The following is a 22,602-nucleotide window of genomic DNA, read 5'->3' on the forward strand; positions in this document are numbered from 1 at the left end:
TGTAATATGCTTTTATTAGTAAATATAAATACAAGAGTATGAGCCATGTGGTTTTGGGTTAAGCATTTATCACTAGCTGCCATTTTGATTGCCGCAGCGATTTATTTTTTATTAGGTCATGGCCCAGTCATGGACATGAAAGATACTAAAAATGCGGCTGCGCAAGGTTTATCACGTTTTTATTCATCGTTACGCAACCAGGTAAATAAAAGCAATGAACGCGATAAATACGTACTTAAATTAGCTAATCCGGATATAAATATAGATGCGGCGCTGACCGAGCGCGCTAAAGTTGTTGAACCATCCTCACCAAATTGGACTGGTGAGTTAATGCCGAGACGCTTTGAAAATGGCTCGACTTTAAAAAAAGTATTAACTGATTACGCACGCGATGAAGATATCGTTCTGTATTGGTATTTAAGTAAAGACTATGTGATCAAAGAACACTTTCGAGTGGATAGCAATTTTAATTCAACGCTTTATCAAGTTGGCCGGGCGATCAATGATGACTTTGAAAACGAAGTTTATACCTTCTTTTGTTTTAAACAGCGAGCAGCCGTGATCACCGAGCTGCCCTCTGAATATGTGCGCGAAAACTGTAAGCGCCTAAGAAGTTAAGCGCTTAACTCAAATATCTGCTGCCATGCTTGTGTAACAAATGCGATGTCTTTCGCAAATTCAGCTTTTGTTACACAACGTCCCTGCTGATCTAGACTCAACACATGATAACGCGAGCGATAATCAATATAGGCTGTAATAAGCCCTTGCTTGATCTCATCACTAATACAACCAAGCCTTGCTGCATCGGTTAAAATCCTTACGTTGTCTGAGTAAGTAGTTAGTTGCTCCAAGCTATAAGCGTTATCAAGCACTAAATATTGAGTCAGAAACTCAATATCAGCAATGCCGCCAGTATCTTGTTTTAAATCAAACTCAATATCGTTGCCTTTCGCTAAATGTGTGCGCATTTTTTCACGCATGGTGATCACATCGTCTTTAAGCTTTTGCGGGTCGCGCTGCTGGCACAAAATGCCTAAGCGAATTTGCGCAAAGCGCTGCTGTAATTCGGGTTGCCCAAAAATCATCCGAGAACGCACTAGCGCTTGATGTTCCCATGTCCAAGCTTGCGTTTGCTGATAGTGGTTAAAGCTCTCAAGATTGATTGCCATTAACCCTGAGGCACCTTCTGGGCGTAACCGCGTATCTAGTTCATATAAAATGCCCGACGCCGTTCGAGTATTAAATAAATGCATTAGTCGCTGTGCTAATTTTAAATAAAACTGCCGTGAATCAATCGCTTTAGTGCCATTAGTTTGCTCTGAGCCATCACTATTATGTACAAAGACTAAATCGAGATCAGAATCATAACCCACTTCAAAACCACCGGTTTTACCATAAGCTATTACGGCAAAGCCCTTGTGCTCTTCATCAGTATTAGGCGGAATACCAAAACGCTGCGCCATTTGCTGCCAAGCAAGGTTCACCGCTTGCTCAACTATCGCTTCGGCTAATGCTGTTAAATGATCGCTTACTTTCATTACATCTAACACACCGGTTGCATCAGCGGCAGCAATACGTAGTTGATGGGTTTGTTTAAACTGACGCAGTGCTTCCATTTGCTGTTCTAAGTCTGCGCTATCAATACGTAAAAAATACTGTCGTATTTCGTCTTTATATGCAGTCAGTGGTGTAGGCTTATACAGCACCGCAGGATCGATAAGCTCATCAAGTAAAATCGGGTAACGCGAAATATGCTCACCAATCCATTTACTATGACAACACAACGAAACAAGCTGTTTTAACGCGCCTTGGTTTTCAAACAGCAACTCTAAATAGGCTGTTCGTGAAATAACCTTGCTTAATACTTGGCAGATCATACTAAATACGTCACCACTTGCTTGACTGTCTGATAGTTGCTTTAGCATTAATGGCATGAGTTTATCGAGAATATCACGGCCACGATGACCAATTTTAGTTTTCGTTAAGCGGGCTTTAAAATCTTCTAATGGTATTTGCCATGCATCATTTGGGTCGGTTAAAACACTAATATCGGTGTGTTCCCAAGCACTTATAAAAGCACTTTCGCAAGGATCGACTGGCTCACTTTCATAACCAATAACTTGTTCAAATTCACTGTGGATGCCAGCCATAATGTCATTTATTTGCGCTAAAGATGCGCTGAAGTCACTCTGCTCTAACAAGTAATTTAGCCGTTGTTGGTTCAGGGCATCATCTGGCAATGTTTGCGTTTGTTGATCTGCAAAAATCTGTAAATATTGCTCAACTCGCCTTAAAAACAAATAATTGTGGCGTAATAATTTTGCTTCATCTGCGCCAATAACTTGAATATTTACTAATTCAGCTAACGCTTTTTGTAATGATTGTGTTTGTAAATTGGCTTCACGCCCACCTCGTACCATTTGCAATGCTTGCACCACAAACTCGACCTCACGAATCCCACCAGCGCCTAGTTTTATATTGTTGGTTAAGCGCTTACGGCGTACTTCTTGAGCTATCATTTGCTTCATTTTACGCAGCGATTCAATCACTGAAAAATCGATATAGCGACGATACACAAAAGGCTTTAATAACTGATAAAATTCATCACAGTAGCGCGTTTGAGGGCCAATTAAACGTCCTTTGAGCATCGCATAGCGTTCCCACTCACGGCCTTGATCTTGGTAGTAATCTTCCATGGCATTAAAACTCATCACCAAGGGGCCACTTTCACCAAAAGGCCGCAGCCGCATATCGACCCTAAATACTTGTCCATCAACCGTTGTTTGATTAAGTGCGGCAATCAGCTTTTGTGCCACTTTAGTGTAAAACACTTGCGCTTCTAAAGAGCGCCGCCCACCTTGAGTTTTTACACTACGCGGATAAGAAAAAATTAAATCGATATCTGACGAATAGTTAAGTTCTTGGCCACCTAACTTACCCATTCCTAATACCAACATCGCCAGTGGCTGTTGTTGCTCATCGAATGGTTGCCCATTAATCTGAGCAACTTGGGCAAATGCCCAGTTATTGGCACTATCAATTAGCTGATCGGCTAAAGCCGAGATATAGCCAATACTATCGGCTATATCATTGCTGTAACATAAATCTAAACATGCTACTTTTAGCCAATAGCGTTCCCGGTAACGGCGTAAAATTTTATGGCACTGCGCTTCATCAACCTCGGTAAGATTTAAGTCTTGAAATGGGTTAGGACTATCTCGCAAACTCATTTGAGTATCACTGAGCAACATCTCAATTAACTGCGGCTGAGATTGCAGGCAACGCCAGGCGAAGTCACTCAAACCTAACAAATTAATAATTAATTCATTAGCAGGAAGCTCTGGATATAGCTGAAAAAAACGTTCGCTGCCTAAGCCATGCAGTGCTGTTGGGAGTTGTTCGCCTGGTGTCATCAAATACTCTCTTTTATATCAGTCGTAACCGTACTAGAATAGTTAACATAATAATAACCACCCTAGGTTCTCAATGTCATATTTATCTTTATCTAACACTAGTTTACTCGCGATTGCTATCTGTTTTATGGTTATTTGTTTAGCTGTTATTTGTTTGCGGGTAGTAAGTCAACTCAAGGCTAAACAAGCATTAAAAGAAGAACTTGCTCAACATGACAATTTTGCTCTAGGAATTAGTTTTGCGTCAGAAATCAGTGTAGTGATCGCGACTGTAGCATTTTTATTTGATGAAATTAGTATCAGTGCAGCCCAATCAAACCCGCTTAAGATGATTATACTGATAGTACTGTTGTTTACTTTTATTAAAGTAGGCCACTTGATCCACCGCAAGTGGATTTTGCACCGCTTTAATGAAGAAGCCGCCATACTAAAACAAAATGTCTGTGCCGCGTTGGTAGATTCAGGCATGTTGATCGCTAACTGTATTATTACATTAGGGCTATACAGCTGGTCTCATACCCAAGGGTTTAGCAGCTTACTAATTGCTTTTGTCAGCTTCTTTTTACTGCAAACTATTTTTGCCTTAGACAGTAAATTCCGTGAATATCGCTTTGCTCGCGCCAATCAAGGGGCGTCATTACAAAGTAACTTTAATTTAGAAAACACCTCTATTGGCATTCGTTATGCTGGTAAATCCATTGGCCTTGCATTAGCTATCTATGCGGGTCTTGCCAGTGCCACTTTTCACAGTGGTAAAATGGTTGAGAATTTATTCACATTAGCTTTACATTGCGGCACTATGTGGTTATTACTGTATCTATTAACGACTATAATCAAGTTCATCTCTTTGCCAAACATTGATACTGAGCTTGAAATTGATCATCAGGATAATATTGGAATAGCTTGCATTGAATTTGCTGTTTTCAGCGCTATAGGCTATTTACTAATAAGTATGTTTTCAATTTAATATTGAAAATGACGTAATACGTGGGGCCTTATGCCGTTTGAAGTAAATAACTATCTACTGATCGATAACGACAGTGAATTCAGCCGGCAATTCACTGAACATTATTTTGCTCAGCCACACGGCACCAGTCCAAGTACCCTTGTTGTTGCTGGTGCAAATACCCGTCACTTGGTTAAATTAATGTTTGACCAGTTGATCAAAGATTATTGCTACTGCGACTTTAGTAATGAAATTAGCGTGTCAGAACTGGCGAGTTATTTACATGAACACCATGATATTGCCGGTGTACTATGCAATCAAACGGATTATTTATTAGCTGATGATAAACAACGATTTATATTCAATTCATTACATTCTGTACGGTTTTTAATTAAAGAGATTGATGATGGATACCTGTTTGAACCAGTCACAGACCTAGCACAAAACAATCACTTATCATGTCAAACCGAAATAGCCGAAACACCGCAAAATTTAGACGCATTATGTGAAAAGCTTAATAATTAGTTAAAATAAAACTTAACTAATTATCACTGACTCACAATAAGTATTTGCACCGAAGAGATGACTTACATACCATAACGATATTAGCTATTTTTGTTGAAGGTCATCATGAGAGTTCCTCATATTTATCAAGCAAGTCCTATTGTAATTGCCACTGCACTTCAGTTAGAAGATGATGCAGCAGGCCACATAGGTCGCGTATTACGGATGAAAGTCGGTGAGCATATTTCATTATTTAATGGCCAAGGCGGCGAATATCTTTGCGAACTCATTGAAGTAGGAAAAAAATCAGTCGTTGCAATGCCGCTTGAATTTAATGAAAAAGATGTTGAATCACCGCTGAGCATTCACCTAGGGCAAGGGATTTCTCGCGGTGACAAAATGGACTTTACCATTCAAAAGTCTGTTGAATTAGGGATCACTGAAATCACCCCTATTTTCAGTCAACGTTGTGGCGTTAAATTAAGCGCCGAGCGACTTGCAAAAAAACACCAGCAATGGCAAAAAATAGCGATTGCTGCAGCAGAGCAATCTGGTCGTAACCGAATCACCACGATTCATCCACCGATAGACATCAGCCAATGGCTAGCACAAAGCAGTGATGAAATTAAGCTTACCCTACACCCTCGTGCAGAGCACAGTATTAAAACAATCGAAGTACCTAGCGCTGGCGTGCGGTTTTTAGTTGGTCCTGAAGGTGGCTTCACTGATGATGAAATTGCCCAGACCAAACAACAAAATTTTGTTGATATCCATATCGGCCCACGCGTGCTGCGCACTGAAACTGCCGCTTTGACAGTCTTAAGTGCACTACAGCTACAATTTGGCGATTTAGCTAATTGAAATTAGTAAAACCACCCTCATATCAATAGCAACAGATTCAGTAAGGCAACGAACATGGCAATTAAGTTAGGTATAATTTCAGATCCGATCAGCGGATTCAACATCAAAAAAGACACCGGTTTTGCAATGATGATGCAAGCCCAAAGCCGTGGCTATGAAATTTACTACATGGAAATGAATGATCTTTCATTGCGTAAAGGCAAAGCGTATGCCACAGCCGCAAAAGCAACCGTGTTCGACGATACAAACCATTGGTATGAGCTGGAAGAAAAAGCCAGTATCGCACTTGCTGATTTAGATGTTATTTTAATGCGTAAAGATCCACCGTTTGATACTGAGTACATTTACGCAACCTATATTTTAGAACGCGCCGAACTTGAAGGCACGCTTATTATTAATAAGCCACAAAGCCTGCGTGATGCGAACGAAAAGTTATTCACCGCATGGTTTAGTGAGCATACACCTGACACCTTAGTAACCCGTTGTAAGCACCAGATCCGCGCATTTTTGGCTGAACATAAAGACATCATTCTAAAACCTTTAGATGGTATGGGTGGCGCCTCTATTTTCCGTGTGACTGAAAATGATGCCAACATTGGGGTTATTTGCGAAACACTCACCGAACACGGTAGCCGTTTTGCCATGGCACAAAACTATATCCCAGAGATCAAACAAGGTGATAAACGCGTATTGGTGGTCGATGGCGAAGTGATCCCATATTGCCTAGCCCGCATTCCACAAAATGGTGAAACACGTGGTAATTTAGCTGTTGGCGGTCGTGGTGAAGCACGCCCAATCAGTGATTCAGATCGTAGAATTGCCGAAGCCGTTGCACCAACATTAAAAGCGAAAGGACTTATTTTTGTAGGTCTTGATATCATTGGTGATAAGCTAACAGAAATTAATGTTACAGCACCTACCTGCGTAAAAGAAATCGAAGCTGCCTATGATATTTCAATTACTGGGCGCTTATTTGATGCCATAGAAAGAAAACTGAGCCATACTTAAATTTACTAACAATAAAGGGGTATCGTTATGCAATCATTAGAAAATCATTTTTTAATCGCAATGCCATCAATGCAAGACCCTTTTTTTAAACGTGCTGTCGCGTATATTTGTGAGCACAATGAAGACGGGGCTATGGGGCTGGTGATCAACCAGCCGATCAATATTACAGTCGGCGACTTGCTCGACAAAATAGAGATTGATAACGACAAATCCACCCACGCAGCAAGTGTTGCAGTATTTGCTGGAGGACCTGTAAAAACCGATCGTGGTTTTGTACTGCATTCTCCAAAAGCAGGTTATAGCGCAAGCCAAGAACTTAGCAGCGAAATCATGATAACCACATCCAAAGATGTGTTAGCAAGTTTAACCACAGCCCAAGCACCAGAACAGTTTATTATTACACTGGGCTATGCGGGTTGGGAGCAAGGCCAGCTCGAACAAGAGCTACTCGAAAATTCATGGCTAATTATAAAAGCCGATCCTGAGATTATTTTTAACACACCGATAGAGCAACGCTGGGAAAAAGCAGTCGCGACGCTCGGTTTTGATATTAGCCAATTAAGTTCGGAAGCTGGCCACGCATAAGCGTGGTCAACCACAATTTTAAAGCACAGAGATAGCATGACTAAAAAACAACTAAAGCCCAAAGGTGAACGCACCGTGATGGGCTTTGATTTTGGCACCACCAGCATTGGTGTTGCTATCGGCCAAGAACTAACAGGAACCGCATCGAGCCTAAGCGCTATCAAAGCAAAAGATGGTATTCCAAATTGGGATTTTATTAAAAAGCATGTCGATGAGTGGCAACCTGATTTACTGGTGGTTGGATTACCGCTTAATATGGATGGCACAAATCAAGAAGTCACCTTTAAAGCTAAAAAGTTTGCCAACCGCTTACATAATCACTATGGGCTGCCTGTAGAGACCCAAGACGAACGTTTAACCACTGCAGATGCAAAAGCACGATTATTTGAGCAAGGCGGTTACCGTAGCTTAGGTAAAGGAAATGTGGATAATATGTCGGCTGTTATTATTTTGGAAAGCTTCTTTGAACAAGCTTACGGGTAAGCGGTAGGTTTATAATAAGCTGCTCACTCAGTTCAGGAATAAATCCAGCTTGGCGATAGGCTTTTTCTATCGCACCTTGTTCTCGTAATATCTTTAAGCCTTTTTGCAACGCTTTAAAAGCCTGAGCGCCATCAGGATGGCGTTTTGATATTACAAAATGACGACTATCATCTAATAATATCAGCACATTAGGTACCGCTTGCAAAACAATATCTTCAAGTACATATTGGTTACCCATCTGTGGCATCAGTGGCATTAACATAAAATCAATCCATTGCATCGATACCATACGCACTTGACTGAGCCATTCATCCTCTGCAACTAGATCTTTTAATGGTAATTGCGATAAAGTTTTCCAATCTGTACGCCAACGCGGCGTAGACACACTAGTTAGTTGATTAAAATCTGACAGGTGCTGCAGCTGAAATACTTTTTTATTGTTTGGAGAAGTAAAAATCCCCGCAAAATACTCGCCTTTACGGATCAGCTCATCGCTGATATACACTTTATCTGCCAGTGATTTGGCATCTTCATACCAATAACTATCAAAGCTGATCAGTAGCTCACCTTTTTCTAACAGTTTGGTATTACGAAAATTAATTTTACCAATTTGATAACTGAAAGTTTTATTAAAGCCCCCCAAGTACAAGGCTTGTTGGGCAATGATCATATCAACTACATCGCGACGTATAAATCGACCACTAAAATCAGTAATATCCTGCGGTGCTCTACCGGCTAAAAAATGTGTGTAATCATAATGCACGTCATCTCGGATAAAAATAGCAATCGATTGATCTGTCGCCATCGCAAAAAATGAGTTACTAACAACATAAAAACTAACTGTTACAAGTAACCATTTTATGCGTTTTTTCATACTACTGACCTTTAGGTTCTAACCCGTCAATTGTTACTCCCTGTAAAAAACCAGCCCCTTGCTGTTCATTATTTCGAAGCTTAATCATCAAACGTAAATCGTTAGGTGAGTCAGCGTGATGCAAAGCATCTGCATAGTTGATACGTTGCTGTTTATAGAGCTCAAATAACGCTTGATCAAAGGTTTGCATACCCATATCTTTCGCTTTAGCCATGGCTTCTTTAATGCCGCCAATGTCGCCTTTTTTGATAAGCTCGCCGATAATCGGGGTATTCAATAAAATTTCGATAGCAGCTACTCGACCATTGCCATCGGCTGTAGGCACTAGTTGTTGTGCTATGATAGCTCGTAAGTTTAAGGATAGATCATATTTTAGCTTATCGTGCTTTTCTTTAGGCACTAAATGCATAATACGGTCAATTGCTTGGTTAGCGTTATTGGCATGTAATGTAGCAACACATAAATGACCGGTTTCAGCAAAACTAAGTGCGTATTCCATGGTCTCTTGCGAACGTATTTCACCAATTAAAATGACATCGGGGGCTTGGCGTAATGAGCTTTTTAACGCCGCCTCAAAACTTTCCGTATCTAAGCCAACTTCACGCTGAGTAATAATACTTTTGCGATGTTCATGGACAAACTCAATCGGGTCTTCAATGGTCAAGATATGCCCACGTTGATTACGATTACGGTAACCTAATAATGCAGCCAACGACGTTGATTTACCGGTGCCAGTACCACCAACAAACAGCACTAAACCACGTTTAGCCATGATCACATCAGTCAATGTCGACGGTAGACCAAGCTCAGCAACATCAGGAATTTGCGTAACAATACGGCGAATAACCATACCCGCGCAATCTCGTTGCCAAAATGCCGAGATCCTAAAGCGCCCTTCATCGGTAGCTATGGCAAAGTTGCACTCTTTAGTATTATGAAACTCTGCTTTTTGTTTTTCACTCATCGCTGATTCAACTAATTGCAGCGACTCTTCGTCTGATATTTTTTCGTCGCCAAGTGCAATTAGCTCGCCATTAATCTTTGCGCTGACTGGCAATTGGCTCGATACGAATAAATCCGAACCTTGCTTTTCAATCATCAAATGTAAAAAGTAATCAAGAGAATGTGTCATTACTGCTCCTTACTCGGGCCTAGCCGCCGAAATTATTTTTATCTTGTGCTTTAGCACGCGCTTCAGCATTGGTAACAACACCGTGATTCACTAAATTGATTAAACACTGATCCATGGTTTGCATACCATGCGATGCGCCAGTTTGAATCGACGAATACATTTGCGCAATTTTATCTTCGCGGATAAGGTTACGGATCGCAGGCACTGCAATCATGATTTCATGTGCTGCGACTCGCCCGCCACCAATTTTTTTCAACAGGGTTTGTGAAATAACTGCGCGTAATGACTCTGAAAGCATTGAGCGGATCATACTTTTTTCTTCACCAGGAAACACATCGATAATACGGTCAATGGTTTTCGGGGCTGACGTAGTATGCAATGTACCAAATACTAAATGGCCGGTTTCAGCAGCAGTCATGGCAAGGCGAATAGTTTCTAAATCACGTAGCTCACCAACCAAAATTACGTCTGGATCTTCACGTAAAGCACTGCGCAATGCATTAGAAAAACTATGCGTATCGCGATGCACTTCACGTTGATTAATCAACGACAGTTTATTGTCGTGCACAAACTCGATGGGATCTTCGATGGTTAAAATATGATGATGCTTGTGTTGATTTATATGATCCACCATCGCAGCCAATGTGGTCGATTTACCAGAGCCTGTAGGTCCTGTTACCAACACTAAACCACGCGGCGTATCTGAAATTGTTTTAAATATATCTGGCGCACCTAAATCATCAAGCGTCAGCACTTCACTGGGAATGGTACGAAATACAGCTGCGGGGCCTCGATTTGAGTTGAAGGCATTAACACGAAAACGTGCTAAGTTTGGCACTTCAAACGAAAAATCCACTTCAAGGTTTTGTTCATAGTCCTTGCGTTGATTATCGTTCATAATATCGTAAACTAGGCTGTTAACATCTTTGTTTTCCAGCGCTGGTATATTAATACGTCGCACATCACCATCAACACGGATCATTGGCGCAACCCCTGATGATAAGTGTAAATCTGATGCTTTGTGCTGCACACTAAAGGCCAACAATTCGGTAATATCCATTTATGACTCCACAACTAACTGATAATTATATGGTTACAATAGCAGAACGACTTAAGTCCGCCTATGCTAGAATTGCCTTAGCGGCAAAAAAATATCATCGTAATGAGCACGATGTCTGCTTGTTGGCAGTATCAAAAACCAAACCTGCTGATTTCATTCTAGCGGCTTATCAACAAGGTCACCGAGAATTTGGTGAATCATACGTTCAAGAAGCTGTTGATAAAATAACCCAATTAGTAAATTATAGCGATATTGTTTGGCATTTCATTGGCCCTATTCAATCAAATAAAACCGCCCTTGTTGCCAGCCACTTTGATTGGGTGCAAAGTATTGAACGTGAAAAAATAGCGCAACGTTTAAACGATCAAAGGCCCGCAGATAAAGCCCCTATAAAAGTACTGATCCAAGTAAATATCAGCTTAGAGGACTCAAAATCAGGCTGCCACCCCGATAAACTTGCAAGCCTCGCTGAATTTATTCACCATTGCCCGCATTTAGAATTGCGTGGTGTCATGGCAATCCCAGCAAAAACTGACGATCCACAGCAACAAATACAATATTTTGAGCAATTACGTGCTTGCTTTGATAGACTTAAAGCCCAATATCCTCAAATAGACACCCTGTCGATGGGGATGAGTGGTGATGTCGAAGCTGCGATTGCAGCAGGCTCAACCATGGTACGCATCGGCACGGATATTTTTGGCCAACGAAGCTAAGGTGATAACTAAGATATGTCAGATAAAACAATTGCATTCATAGGCACAGGTAATATGAGCTACGCCATTATTGGCGGCATGGTAAAAAAAGGATTTGCTGCATCGAGTATTATTGCAACAAATCGTAACCAAGAAAAACTCGCTAAGGTAGCAGCGGATTTCGGGGTTAAAACCACCGCAGATAATAACCAAGCACTGCGCGATGCCGATGTTATTGTGTTGTCTGTAAAGCCGCAAATGATGGGTGATTTATGTCAATCATTTCAAGATTCGGGTATCGACTTTAGCGATAAGCTATTTATTTCTGTCGCCGCAGGCTTAACGGTTAAGCGGTTACGTGAAATGCTCGGACAAGACGTTAAGATGGTACGTTGTATGCCAAATACCCCGTCTTTATTAGGGCGCGGTGTATCAGGTTTATTTGGTGCCGGCGAAACCGAGCAAGAACACACTTTTGTGCAACAAGTATTTGAATGTACAGGTATTGCGGTATGGGTTGAGCAAGAGTCACAAATTAACGATGTTATTGCTGTTACGGGGTCATCACCGGCTTACTTTTTCTTATTTATGGAAGCCATAGAAGAAAAAGCCAAAGCACTTGGCTTTAGCGATGAAGACGCACGTCGCTTAGTACAGCAAACAGCATTAGGTGCAGCTGAAATGGCACTATCTCAGCCTGAGATTAGTATTTCACAATTGCGTGCTAATGTGACATCAAAAGGTGGCACCACGCATGCAGCTGTTGAACATTTAAAAGCACACGGTCTGACTAACACTGTCGCCGATGCAATGGATGCCTGTATTGCTCGCGCGGAACAAATGGAACAAGAACTTTAAAAGCACTTTGCTGCTTTTAGACCTATTTATGTTTAAGGTTTTTAATTAAGGTACGTTATGAACGCCATGCAATTTTTAATAAGCACACTATTCGATCTATTTTTAATGGTCGTATTAATGCGCTTTTGGCTACAAGCCGCCAAGGCTGATTTTTACAATCCGTTGAGTCAGTTTGTGGTCAAAGCTACTTCATTTGCTGTTAATCCACTGCGTAAAATTATTCCAGGGTTAGGTGGCCTAGACTTAGCTTCGTTATTACTGGCGTTCATTGTCGCTGCTGCAAAAATTACTGCGCTGATATTTTTAGTAGGCGCGACATGGGAAGTTGGATTTGTACTTTTAAATGCGCTAGTAACGGTGATTAAAGAAGGCTTAAACTTGTTGTTTTGGGTGTTAGTTATTCGCGCGTTATTAAGCTGGGTTAGCCAAGGCAACAATCCAGTAGAAGCGGTATTTCAGCAGCTAACTGAACCAATGTTAAGACCTATTCGTAAAGTGTTACCGCCACTGGGCGGCTTAGATCTATCAATTTTAGTGTTAATTATCGCACTGCAATTTGCCCAGTTTTTGTTTATGGATTTAGTCGGCTAACCTTATCATTAACACAGAGGCCTACTAGGCCTCTTTTTTAAGAGTCATTTATGAAAAAGCTCGCAAGTATTTTATTTTTTGCACTGGCAGGCATTACCTTTAGTGCTCACAGTGAACAAATGCAAGGCGCACAATACAAAGAACTCGGCCCATGGCAAGTACATTACATTGCATTTCCGTCAACCTTTATTCAACCACAAATAGCTAAAACCTATGGCCTAGAACGTAGTGGTTATAAGGGCATTGTAAATATTTCAATCCTTAAAAAAGATACTGATGCCACAGCGCAAACTGCCATTCTTAAAGGCACTGCTAAAAACCTACTTGGTAATAAGCAAACCTTGGAATTCAAAGAAGTCATCGAAGGCGATGCAATTTATTACCTCGCGCAAGTTGATTTTACTAACGAAGAAATTCTGCGCTTTGAAATTGAAATACAACAAGGTAATCAATTTCAAAAGCTGCAGTTCCAGCAAAAATTTTACGTAGATTAATTCATGAAAAAAACTTTAGTGTTAGCCACTGGCAATCCGGGTAAGGTCAACGAATTGGCGCAAATGCTAAACCCGCTTGAAATAAACGTTGTGCCACAAAGCGATTTTAACGTGCCAGAAGTAGCAGAAACAGGCACCACCTTTGTTGAAAACGCTATTATCAAAGCTCGCCATGCTGCAAAAATAACGGGGCTACCAGCTATTGCTGACGACTCAGGGTTAGAGGTTGATGGCCTTAACGGCGCCCCTGGCGTTTACTCAGCTCGCTATGCCGGAGAAGGCGCTAGCGATCAAGATAATATTGATAAATTATTAAGCGAACTTGCTAACAACCCTAACCGCAGTGCGCGCTTTTGGTGTGTGCTGGTATTAATGCGTCATGCTGATGACCCTACTCCACTGATTTGCAGTGCTAGCTGGGAAGGACAAATTACGCAAAGCCAAGATGGCCAAGGTGGTTTTGGTTACGACCCTATTTTTTATGTGCCAGAACTTGAATGCACCAGTGCGCAACTGACTAAACAGCAAAAAAATGCAGTAAGCCATCGTGGTCAGGCATTACAACGTTTATTGTCTGAGCTTAAGCTCAAAGGCGGCCTGTGAATTTACCACCATTAAGTTTATATGTGCACGTCCCTTGGTGTGTGCAAAAGTGCCCGTATTGTGATTTTAATAGTCACGGTCAAAAAGGTGAGATCCCTGAAAAGGAATATGTGCAGCATTTAATTGATGATTTAAAAACCGATCTGCACTTAGTGCAAGGACGTAAAATTCATTCAATCTTTATCGGTGGTGGCACGCCTAGCTTATTAACCGGTGAGGCCTACGTTAATTTATTAACGGCGGTGGATTCATTAATTGGCCTGAGTGAAAACTGCGAAATCACCTTAGAAGCCAACCCGGGCACGGTTGAAACTGGCCGCTTTAAAGAATACGTAGCTGCTGGCATTAATCGTATTTCGATTGGCGTGCAAAGCATGCAAAATGACAAGCTTAAAGCACTTGGCCGTATTCATGGTGCCGATGAAGCCATTTATGCTGCAGAGCAAGCCCATGAAGCAGGCTTAAACAGCTTTAATTTGGATTTAATGCATGGCTTACCTGGGCAATCATTAGATGATGCACTTGATGATTTAAAAAAAGTGATTGCCTTAAATCCACCACATATCTCTTGGTATCAACTCACTATTGAGGCTAATACACAGTTTGCCTCTAAGCCACCAATATTACCAGCTGATGATATTTTGTGGGATATTCAAGAGCAAGGCCAAGCCCTACTTGCAGAAGCTGGCTACCAGCAATATGAAATATCTGGCTATGCAAAACCTGGCTACCAATGTCAACACAACCTAAATTATTGGCGCTTCGGCGACTATTTAGGCATTGGATGCGGTTCCCATGGTAAGGTAACTGACGCTAAAACAGGTATCATCACGCGTACTGAAAAAGTAAAACATCCTCGTGGATACATGGATTTAGCAAAGCCCTATTTATTTAAACAGTGGCAAGTTGAGCAACATGACTTACCGTTTGAATTTTTTATGAATCGCTTACGGTTATTTGAACCCTGCCCAATTAATGATTTTACAGCATTAACACAATTACCACTGCAAAGTCAGGCTGATGCGCTACAGCAAGCAGTCGTTAAGGGCTTGCTTGAGCAAACGGATAGTCATTGGCAGGTAAGTCAAAAAGGTCATCGTTTTTTAAATGATCTACTAGAGTTATTTGTGTAATTGTCAGTCAAGCACTGGTAATTACTCATTTTAATAATAATTAATAACCTTCAACAGGTTTCTAACAACAAAAAGGGAAAACATGCGTAAACTTACTTTTATCGCCGCAGCCGTGAGTATTGCACTGCTAAGTGGTTGCCAGCAAACACCAGAGCAAAAAACCACGCCAACTGTACAAACACAACCTGTACAAAGTGAAATAGACAAAGCCAATGCATTTTTCGAAGATACCTTTAACCGTGATGTAATGAGCAGCCCTGTTTATCAAACATACATGGGTATCAAACAAGACTACGACAAATGGGATGACGGTAGCGAAGCGCGCGTACTGAAAGATCATCAACAAACAAAAGATGATTTAGTGGCATTAAACGCTATTAACCGCGAACTCCTAGATGACACCACAAAAGTTAGTTATGACCTTAAAAAGCAAGACCTTGAAAACAGCATTGCTGATTTTAAATGGCGCTATCATAACTACCCAGTGAACCAAATGTTTGGTACTCACTCGATGATCCCGGCCTTTTTAATCAACCAACACCAGATTTCTGATGTTACCGATGCCAAAGCCTATATCTCGCGTTTAAATGGCGTAACCACGGTTATTGATCAACTGATCACCGATTTAGAAGTACGTGCTGATAAAGGCATTATCGCTCCTAAATTTGTATTCCCACATGTGATTGATTCAAGCAAAAATATCATTCACGGTGCGCCATTTGAACAAGGTGATGATTCCACCTTACTTGCCGACTTTAAACGTAAAGTTGCTAAGCTTGAAATTGCTCAAGCTGATAAAGACGCATTGATCAGCGATGCTGAGAAAGCCCTTAAAGCGGCTGTAAAACCTTCTTACTCTAAGTTGATTAATTATTTAGCACAGCTTGAAAAACGTGCTGATGATCGTGATGGTGCTTGGAAATTTCCTGATGGCGAAGCGTTTTACAACAACGCATTAGCGCGCACGACTACTACTGATTTAACGGCTAAAGAAATCCACACCATCGGTTTAGCTGAAGTATCTCGTATTCATGACGAAATGCGCCAAATCAAAGAAAAAGTTGGCTTTAAAGGCGATTTAAAAGCCTTTATGCAGTTTATGAAAACCGATAAGCAATTTTACTTACCTAATACTGAAGCAGGTAAGCAGCAATACCTTGACGAAGCCACGGCACTTATTAACACCATGAAATCACGCTTGGATGAGCTATTCATTGTTAAGCCTAAAGCCGACATGATTGTTAAGCGTGTTGAAGCATTCCGTGAAAAAGCGGCTGGTAAAGCATTCTACCAACAGCCTGCACCAGATGGTTCACGCCCGGGTGTTTACTACGCTAACCTTTACGACATGGAAGCAATGCCAACGTATCAAATGGAAGCGCTGGCTTATCACGAGGGTATTCCAGGTCACCACATGCAAATTGCAATTTCGCAAGAGCTTGAAGGCGTGCCTAAGTTCCGTAAATTCGGTGGCTACACAGCCTATATCGAAGGTTGGGGCTTGTACTCAGAGTTATTACCAAAAGAAATGGGCATGTATGCAGACCCTTATTCTGACTTTGGCCGTCTATCGATGGAACTATGGCGTGCATGTCGCTTAGTGGTTGATACTGGTATCCACGAAATGAAGTGGACTCGCCAACAGGGTATTGATTACTACGTAAATAACACGCCAAACGCGACGTCTGACGGCGTTAAAATGGTTGAACGTCACATTGTAATGCCTTCGCAAGCAACTGCTTACAAAGTAGGTATGCTGAAGATTTTAGAACTTCGTGAAGCTGCCAAGGTTAAACTAGGCGATAAGTTTGATATTCGCCAATTCCACGATGTAGTACTTAAAAATGGCGCAGTGCCACTAAACGTACTTGAAAACTTTGTTGATGAGTGGGTTGCAAGCAAACTAGCAGCTTAAGCATCCTTACTTTATAACATATACAAAGGCCGTATCTACGGCCTTTTTTATTGCCTGAAAGATAGATAAACACTTGACCAACAAGTGCTTTACGCTAGGATAAAGCAATTGATATACACGTAACGTATAGGATTAACAATGGATACATGTATCAGTCAACTAAATCAACAGATGCAGCAGCATCAGTTGCAAGCCATTGTTGATAGCTTTGCCAGTTTATCTACAATACAACAAGCCATGCAGTTACAGCACTTATATAGCAGTGCGCAACGCATGAGTGTAAAATATACTTATCTGCAAAATATCGCCACACGCATATTAACTCAACACTCGCTACCAACAGCCATCATCAGTCAGCTAAATAATACCGACCAATTAAGTTTTTTTACCCCTGGTCTAAAGTTCAATCATGGTTTTACACAACAAAACCAACAGCAGCAAAATGTATTGCACCGCTTATTTAGCGAGTGTAGTGAGGCTAAATTACCGTTTAATTATGTACGTTCACTGATGCTATTTGAAAGTAACGAAAACTTGTTGCAAGCATTAGCGCAAGTTAATGATATCGGGCTGACCCCAGTTGCTAGTTACATTGCAAACAACCCAGCTCAACACAGCTTACCAAAGCATGAATTTTCGGCCTTGCTGGCATTAATGGAAGTTGAGTTTAAACAAAATCAGGGCAATATAAACACTGCCGCATTCTTAAAAGCCTTACTCACGTTATCTCAAACAAGCCCAGACAAGCCACTCAGTGACTATAAAATACTGCTCAGTGGCGCTTACTTACGCTGTAAAACAGAACAAGTTGAGCGCTACCTTGTACAACATAAATAATATTAATCAGATAAATAATATTCAACGCTGGTTACAACTCGCACTTTTTTGATCTGCGGAGTGTTTGAATCGCGGTCGATTATACTAAACTGCCCTTGTCTTGCGGTGCGGATTTTACCTAGTTTTGACTGTGAGTCCTTGGCAAATTTTAATGCCACTTCGCGAGCTTTTTCGGTGGCTTCTTGCACCATTGCTGGTTTTATATCGTTTAGCCCAGAGAACAAATATTCAATGCGGGTTTCATAGTTATCTTGCACAATCGCAATACCTTGTTTGGCTAGCTGGCCCACCTTAGTTAAAGCATTTTGCACTTTATCAGGCTGCTGCGAATACACGGTAATATTTGCGCGGGCAATATAGCGAAACTGTTGATTTTCAGAGCCATATTCGCGCGCTTGTTTATCAACAATTGATTGCCTACCTTGACTGATCTCTTGTTCATCAAAGCCATGCAGTTTTAAAAAAGCGATCACTGCGGCATTTTTCTGCTCAACCCGTTCAACTAACTTTTCGAGGTCATTGTCAGCATCACTAAATTGTACCGGCCAGATCACTGTATCAGCAGTTACTTCACGCTCTGCTAATCCTTTAACCTCAACCGTGCGTTCCATATTTTTTACATCAAGCGCTGCTGATTTTAAAATCCATCCGCAGCCAAGTATAGCGACACTCAATACAGCTGCGCCAAGCAACTGGTAATATCCATTTGGTTTATTCATTTAATGATCCTTTGATAATAATCAATTATATGTGGTTATGATGCTCGAAAAATCAACCTAAACAGGTTACATTGAGCATATACTCAAACCACCTCAAGATGCGAGCGTCGTTAGCAAAAAGATTATATCACCTCGCTAGAAAACAAATAACCCGCAAGGAAAGACCATGAGTGTAAAACGCATTAGTCAGTTTTTCAACCCGACTTCGGTTGCCGTGATTGGTGCATCGAATAACGTTTCCCGAGCAGGATTTGTAGTAATGCGCAACTTATTACAAGGCGGATTTAACGGCCCTATCATGCCAGTAAGCCCGACTAATAGCGCCGTACATGGCGTGTTGGCCTATCCGTCTATTGCGGCGCTACCGAAAATACCGGACCTTGCAGTTATTTGTACGAACAAACACACTCTACTTAATATCATTGCAGAGCTGGGAGAGTTTGGCTGTAAAAATGCGATTGTGATCGCAGCCGGACTCAATCATCAGCAAAAAACAGCACTGCAAGAAGCCGCTAAACAAGCCAAAGTATCGTTACTTGGCCCTAATTGTTTGGGTTTGTTGATCCCTCATATTGGCCTCAATGCGAGCTTTTCTCACACTATCGCAAGCCCTGGTAAATTAGCGTTTATTTCACAGTCCGCAGCTGTGTGCTCCACTATTTTAGATTGGGCAAAACATAAAGAAATTGGCTTTTCATACTTTGTCTCTGTGGGAGATTGTTTAGATATCGACTTTGCTGAACTACTCGACTTTTTAGGTCGCGATGCAAAAACGAAGGCTATTTTGCTGTACATCGATAACATTGAGAATATCCGCAGCTTTATTTCAGCTGCTCGTGCCGCTGCGTTTAGTAAACCAGTGATCGCCATTAAAACCGGTAAAACAGCGGCTGGAGCGCTTGCTGCCGAAATTCACACTGGCGGCAAGCAAAGTTCAGATGCAGTGTATGACGCCCTCTTCCAACGCGCAGGTATGTTACGAGTAAATGATTTAACTGAACTGTTTGCTGCTACACAAACACTGGCTATGCATCCTAAATTATTAAAGGTGGAACAACTCACCATTTTAACTAATGGCGGCGGCCCCGGCGTAATGGCCGTTGATAGCTTATTACAAAGTTCTGGTAAGCTGGCACAATTGAGTGAAGAAACCCGTGCGGCGCTCAATAAAGTGATCCCACAATCGGATATGACCTCTAATCCGGTGGACATTTTTGGTGACTCAGTTCCGGCACGCTACCAACAAGCACTGGAAATTTTATTGCATGCTAAGGAAGTAAAAAATCTACTGATCATTCATACGCCATCAGCCCTTGCGCCAAGTGAAGACTATGCATTAATTATCGCTGAAACGTTGAATAAATTACCGAAAATGGCGCGTCCTTATGTGATCACAAATTTTATGGGCGAAGATGCCGCCTATGCCGCCCGTCGCGTATGTAGCAACTACGGCATTCCTACTTATCGCACCCCTGAGGGCGCAGTACGCGCCTTTATGCACTTAGTAAGTTATCGCCGTAATCAAAAACATTTAACGCAAACTCCAGAGTCAAACACAGATGACGCTAAAATCAATAAACACGCAGCAAAAGCGCTCGTGAATGAATTTTTAGCAGAGCAGCAAAGCTATCTATCCACCCATCAAGCCAGCCAAATACTCGCTCACTATGGCGTTGAATGTATTCAAACCGAGGTCGCATACACACCAACAGAAGCAAAAGAACAAGCCATAGAGCTAGGCTTCCCGGTAGCACTGAAACTGATCAGCCCTAGCATTCCATCTAAATCAGAAGTCGGTGGTGTAGTACTTAATCTCAATGACGCACAAGAAGTTGAGCAAACCGCTTTTGCAATGTTATTAAGAATAAAAAACACCTACCCTGATGCGATTATTGAAGGCTTTTCACTGCAAAAAATGGCTCCCAGAGCTGGCGCCAATGAACTACGTATTGCGATAAAAACAGAACCGAATTTTGGTCCTGTAATACTTCTAGGAGAAGCCGGCACGGGTCTAGAGTTTGCTCAAGCAGCGGTTGCTTTACCACCTTTGAATATGAACTTAGCAAAGTATTTAATTGCTGCGGCGCATGACAAAGGCGTGCTTAAAGAGCGTATTTTGCCAGAGAAAGTTGATAAGTATCGCCTCTGTGCACTACTGACCCGTATTTCTCAGTTAGTTATTGATCAACCCGATATAACTTCGCTTGAGTTAAATCCTATTTTAGCCAGTAATGGCCAGTTTTTGGTGCTTGATGCCACCATGACCCTGAGTCACTACCAAGTACAATCACATCGTAAACGCTTATCTATTCGCCCTTACCCAATTGAGCTGGTTAAACAAGTGACGCTGAAAAATAATACCCTTGCGACACTCAGACCAATAAAACCAGAAGATGAACAAGCGCACCAAGAGTTTGATCTATCTCTCAGCAAAGAAGATCGCTACAAACGCTTTTTTGGCGAGCTGCCGCAGTTTAACCACGATCAACTCGCTAAAATGACACAAATTGACTACGATCGTGAAATGGCGTTTATTATCACTCAAGACAACGCCACGCTTGGCGTCTCTCGGGTGTTAATGGACCCTGATAAAGTGCATGCCGAATTTGCTATAGTAGTACGCTCAAACTGCCAAGGCCTTGGCTTAGGTGGCTTATTAATGCGCGCCGCTATTGAGTATTGTCAAAGCCAAGGCGTACAATTTATTGAGGGTATCACCCTGCCGGAAAATACCGGCATGATTGAATTAGCCCGAAAACTAGGCTTTAAGATCAGCCGCGACTTTGAAGAAGGCAGCATTAATATGGTACTTGCTTTAACTCCCAATAACACACACGGATAATAGCTTGAATAATTTACGTAAACGCACAGCGCTATTTTTTGAAGGTAATGGGGAGTACCGTAAGACTGGTCATTACATCGATATATTTCTAATATCGCTGATAATGATTAATGTCGTTGCGATTGTGCTTGAATCAATTGCGAGTTTAGCTCATCAATATAAGCATGAATTTTTAATGTTAGAGTTAGGCTCAGTAATTATATTTGCTATCGAGTATTTGCTTCGCCTTTGGTCATGCGTAGAACGTGCCGAGTACAAAAATCTAAACTGTGGTAATTTTCAACGTCGTTTAAAATATTTACTCTCCCCTTTAGCCTTAATTGATCTAGTGGCAATCCTGCCCACAATCTTAATGATGTTTATCACCTTTGATTTACGTTTTTTAAGAGTGCTCAGACTCCTACGTGTTTTTAAGCTCACTCGTTACTCACGAGCAATGCAGCTACTTTTACAATCATTTCGTGATGAAAGCAGTTCGCTTTTGGCCGCATTCTTTATAATGGCAGTGGTGCTAATTTTAGCTTCCTGCGGAATTTACTTAATTGAACACGATATACAACCGGATAAATTTGGCTCCATTCCTGCGGCAATGTGGTGGGCAATGGCAACGCTGACCACTGTAGGTTATGGTGACGTTGTGCCAGTAACACCGCTAGGGCGTTTTTTTGGCGGCGTGATCACGTTACTGAGTATGGGAATGGTAGCAATACCCACCGGCTTATTAGCTTCGAGTTTCTCTGAACAGCTACGTAAGCGTAGGATCATGTTTAGTGATGCGGTGCATGAATGTCTGCATGATGGCAAACTAGATGATGCGCAACTGGAGCATCTAGAGAATTTGCGCTGTAAGCTTGGTTTAAGTAAGCAAGAAGCAAACAAAGCAATTAAGTCTCAACTTAGTGCACGCACTAAAAACCTATATTGCCGTCACTGCGGTGAACGCCAAGACTAGATATAGCTTCTAGTTCAACGTTTCAAGTATTTAAGGCATCAACACAGCGATTGATTTAATTGTAGTGTTGAGTCTCAAAAACATTTCACTCAGCAAA

At 41.5% G+C, this 22,602-nt stretch carries 22 protein-coding genes; 17 read left to right on the forward strand and 5 right to left on the reverse strand.

Going from position 1 to position 22,602, the window contains the following annotated elements:
- Positions 1–45: 45 nt before the first annotated feature.
- The gene (locus PSR9079_RS09365) at positions 46–618 is read left to right on the forward strand and encodes a TcpQ domain-containing protein (RefSeq protein WP_145234952.1); all 573 of its coding nucleotides are present in this window, start codon (positions 46–48) and stop codon (positions 616–618) included.
- On the opposite strand, the gene glnE is transcribed toward PSR9079_RS09365, so the two are convergent.
- Complete coding sequence (gene glnE / locus PSR9079_RS09370) at positions 615–3,413, reverse strand: bifunctional [glutamate--ammonia ligase]-adenylyl-L-tyrosine phosphorylase/[glutamate--ammonia-ligase] adenylyltransferase (RefSeq protein WP_149981268.1); 2,799 nt, start codon at positions 3,411–3,413, stop codon at positions 615–617. The genes PSR9079_RS09365 and glnE overlap by 4 nt on opposite strands.
- A 73-nt stretch (positions 3,414–3,486) precedes the next feature.
- Here glnE and PSR9079_RS09375 point away from each other — a divergent pair, with 73 nt between their 5' ends.
- From PSR9079_RS09375 to ruvX, 6 genes are all read left to right on the forward strand, one after another.
- Positions 3,487–4,380 (forward strand): DUF350 domain-containing protein, encoded by an 894-nt coding sequence (locus tag PSR9079_RS09375; RefSeq protein ID WP_149981269.1) that lies wholly within the window; start codon positions 3,487–3,489, stop codon positions 4,378–4,380.
- Between the two features lie 30 nt (positions 4,381–4,410).
- Positions 4,411–4,884, forward strand: a complete 474-nt coding sequence (locus tag PSR9079_RS09380) for a hypothetical protein (RefSeq protein ID WP_149981270.1) — start codon at positions 4,411–4,413, stop codon at positions 4,882–4,884.
- 105 nt (positions 4,885–4,989) lie between these two features.
- Positions 4,990–5,724, forward strand: coding sequence for a 16S rRNA (uracil(1498)-N(3))-methyltransferase (gene rsmE / locus PSR9079_RS09385; RefSeq protein ID WP_149981271.1), 735 nt, complete (start codon positions 4,990–4,992; stop codon positions 5,722–5,724).
- Positions 5,725–5,778: 54 nt separating this feature from the next.
- Complete coding sequence (gene gshB / locus PSR9079_RS09390; RefSeq protein WP_145234942.1) at positions 5,779–6,732, forward strand: glutathione synthase; 954 nt, start codon at positions 5,779–5,781, stop codon at positions 6,730–6,732.
- A gap of 27 nt (positions 6,733–6,759) precedes the next feature.
- Positions 6,760–7,317, forward strand: a complete 558-nt coding sequence (locus tag PSR9079_RS09395) for a YqgE/AlgH family protein (protein ID WP_145234940.1) — start codon at positions 6,760–6,762, stop codon at positions 7,315–7,317.
- A 36-nt stretch (positions 7,318–7,353) separates the two neighbouring features.
- Positions 7,354–7,800 (forward strand): Holliday junction resolvase RuvX, encoded by a 447-nt coding sequence (ruvX, locus tag PSR9079_RS09400; protein WP_145234938.1) that lies wholly within the window; start codon positions 7,354–7,356, stop codon positions 7,798–7,800.
- Here ruvX and PSR9079_RS09405 read toward each other — a convergent pair.
- The 3 genes from PSR9079_RS09405 to PSR9079_RS09415 are packed head-to-tail and all read right to left on the reverse strand — an operon-like array spanning position 7,763 to position 10,866.
- Positions 7,763–8,674, reverse strand: coding sequence for a hypothetical protein (locus tag PSR9079_RS09405; protein WP_145234935.1), 912 nt, complete (start codon positions 8,672–8,674; stop codon positions 7,763–7,765). The two genes, ruvX and PSR9079_RS09405, sit on opposite strands and share 38 nt — an antisense overlap.
- A gap of 1 nt (position 8,675) precedes the next feature.
- Positions 8,676–9,806, reverse strand: coding sequence for a PilT/PilU family type 4a pilus ATPase (locus PSR9079_RS09410; RefSeq protein WP_145234933.1), 1,131 nt, complete (start codon positions 9,804–9,806; stop codon positions 8,676–8,678).
- Between the two features lie 19 nt (positions 9,807–9,825).
- Positions 9,826–10,866 carry a type IV pilus twitching motility protein PilT gene (locus PSR9079_RS09415; RefSeq protein ID WP_145234931.1) on the reverse strand — a complete coding sequence of 347 codons (1,041 nt, stop codon included), beginning with the start codon at positions 10,864–10,866 and terminating at the stop codon, positions 9,826–9,828.
- Between the two features lie 2 nt (positions 10,867–10,868).
- On the opposite strand from PSR9079_RS09415, the gene PSR9079_RS09420 reads away from it, so the two are divergent.
- The 8 genes from PSR9079_RS09420 (at position 10,869) to PSR9079_RS09455 (ending at position 17,992) form a co-directional block, all read left to right on the forward strand.
- Positions 10,869–11,582 carry a YggS family pyridoxal phosphate-dependent enzyme gene (locus PSR9079_RS09420; RefSeq protein WP_149981272.1) on the forward strand — a complete coding sequence of 238 codons (714 nt, stop codon included), beginning with the start codon at positions 10,869–10,871 and terminating at the stop codon, positions 11,580–11,582.
- Positions 11,583–11,597: 15 nt separating this feature from the next.
- Entirely contained in the window at positions 11,598–12,419 is an 822-nt protein-coding gene (gene proC, locus PSR9079_RS09425; protein ID WP_149981273.1) for a pyrroline-5-carboxylate reductase, read from the forward strand.
- Between the two features lie 57 nt (positions 12,420–12,476).
- Positions 12,477–13,010 carry a YggT family protein gene (locus PSR9079_RS09430; RefSeq protein WP_149981274.1) on the forward strand — a complete coding sequence of 178 codons (534 nt, stop codon included), beginning with the start codon at positions 12,477–12,479 and terminating at the stop codon, positions 13,008–13,010.
- Positions 13,011–13,060: 50 nt separating this feature from the next.
- Entirely contained in the window at positions 13,061–13,504 is a 444-nt protein-coding gene (locus PSR9079_RS09435) for a DUF4426 domain-containing protein (protein WP_149981275.1), read from the forward strand.
- A 3-nt stretch (positions 13,505–13,507) separates the two neighbouring features.
- Entirely contained in the window at positions 13,508–14,107 is a 600-nt protein-coding gene (locus PSR9079_RS09440) for an XTP/dITP diphosphatase (protein WP_149981276.1), read from the forward strand.
- Entirely contained in the window at positions 14,104–15,240 is a 1,137-nt protein-coding gene (hemW, locus tag PSR9079_RS09445; RefSeq protein ID WP_149981277.1) for a radical SAM family heme chaperone HemW, read from the forward strand. Before PSR9079_RS09440 ends, hemW begins: the two co-directional genes overlap by 4 nt.
- Before the next feature lie 82 nt (positions 15,241–15,322).
- Positions 15,323–17,155, forward strand: a complete 1,833-nt coding sequence (locus PSR9079_RS09450; RefSeq protein ID WP_149981278.1) for a DUF885 domain-containing protein — start codon at positions 15,323–15,325, stop codon at positions 17,153–17,155.
- A 138-nt stretch (positions 17,156–17,293) separates the two neighbouring features.
- The gene (locus PSR9079_RS09455; RefSeq protein ID WP_149981279.1) at positions 17,294–17,992 is read left to right on the forward strand and encodes a hypothetical protein; all 699 of its coding nucleotides are present in this window, start codon (positions 17,294–17,296) and stop codon (positions 17,990–17,992) included.
- A 2-nt stretch (positions 17,993–17,994) separates the two neighbouring features.
- On the opposite strand, the gene PSR9079_RS09460 is transcribed toward PSR9079_RS09455, so the two are convergent.
- Positions 17,995–18,711, reverse strand: a complete 717-nt coding sequence (locus PSR9079_RS09460) for an SIMPL domain-containing protein (protein WP_149981280.1) — start codon at positions 18,709–18,711, stop codon at positions 17,995–17,997.
- Between the two features lie 166 nt (positions 18,712–18,877).
- On the opposite strand from PSR9079_RS09460, the gene PSR9079_RS09465 reads away from it, so the two are divergent.
- Together PSR9079_RS09465 and PSR9079_RS09470 are read left to right on the forward strand one after the other, a co-directional pair.
- Positions 18,878–21,553 (forward strand): bifunctional acetate--CoA ligase family protein/GNAT family N-acetyltransferase, encoded by a 2,676-nt coding sequence (locus PSR9079_RS09465; protein ID WP_149981281.1) that lies wholly within the window; start codon positions 18,878–18,880, stop codon positions 21,551–21,553.
- 4 nt (positions 21,554–21,557) lie between these two features.
- On the forward strand, positions 21,558–22,505 hold the full coding sequence (locus PSR9079_RS09470; RefSeq protein ID WP_149981282.1) for an ion transporter: 948 nt from the start codon (positions 21,558–21,560) through the stop codon (positions 22,503–22,505).
- The last annotated feature ends 97 nt before the right edge of the window (positions 22,506–22,602 follow it).

The organism is Pseudoalteromonas rhizosphaerae, assembly GCF_902498845.1.
Lineage (GTDB): Bacteria > Pseudomonadota > Gammaproteobacteria > Enterobacterales > Alteromonadaceae > Pseudoalteromonas > Pseudoalteromonas rhizosphaerae.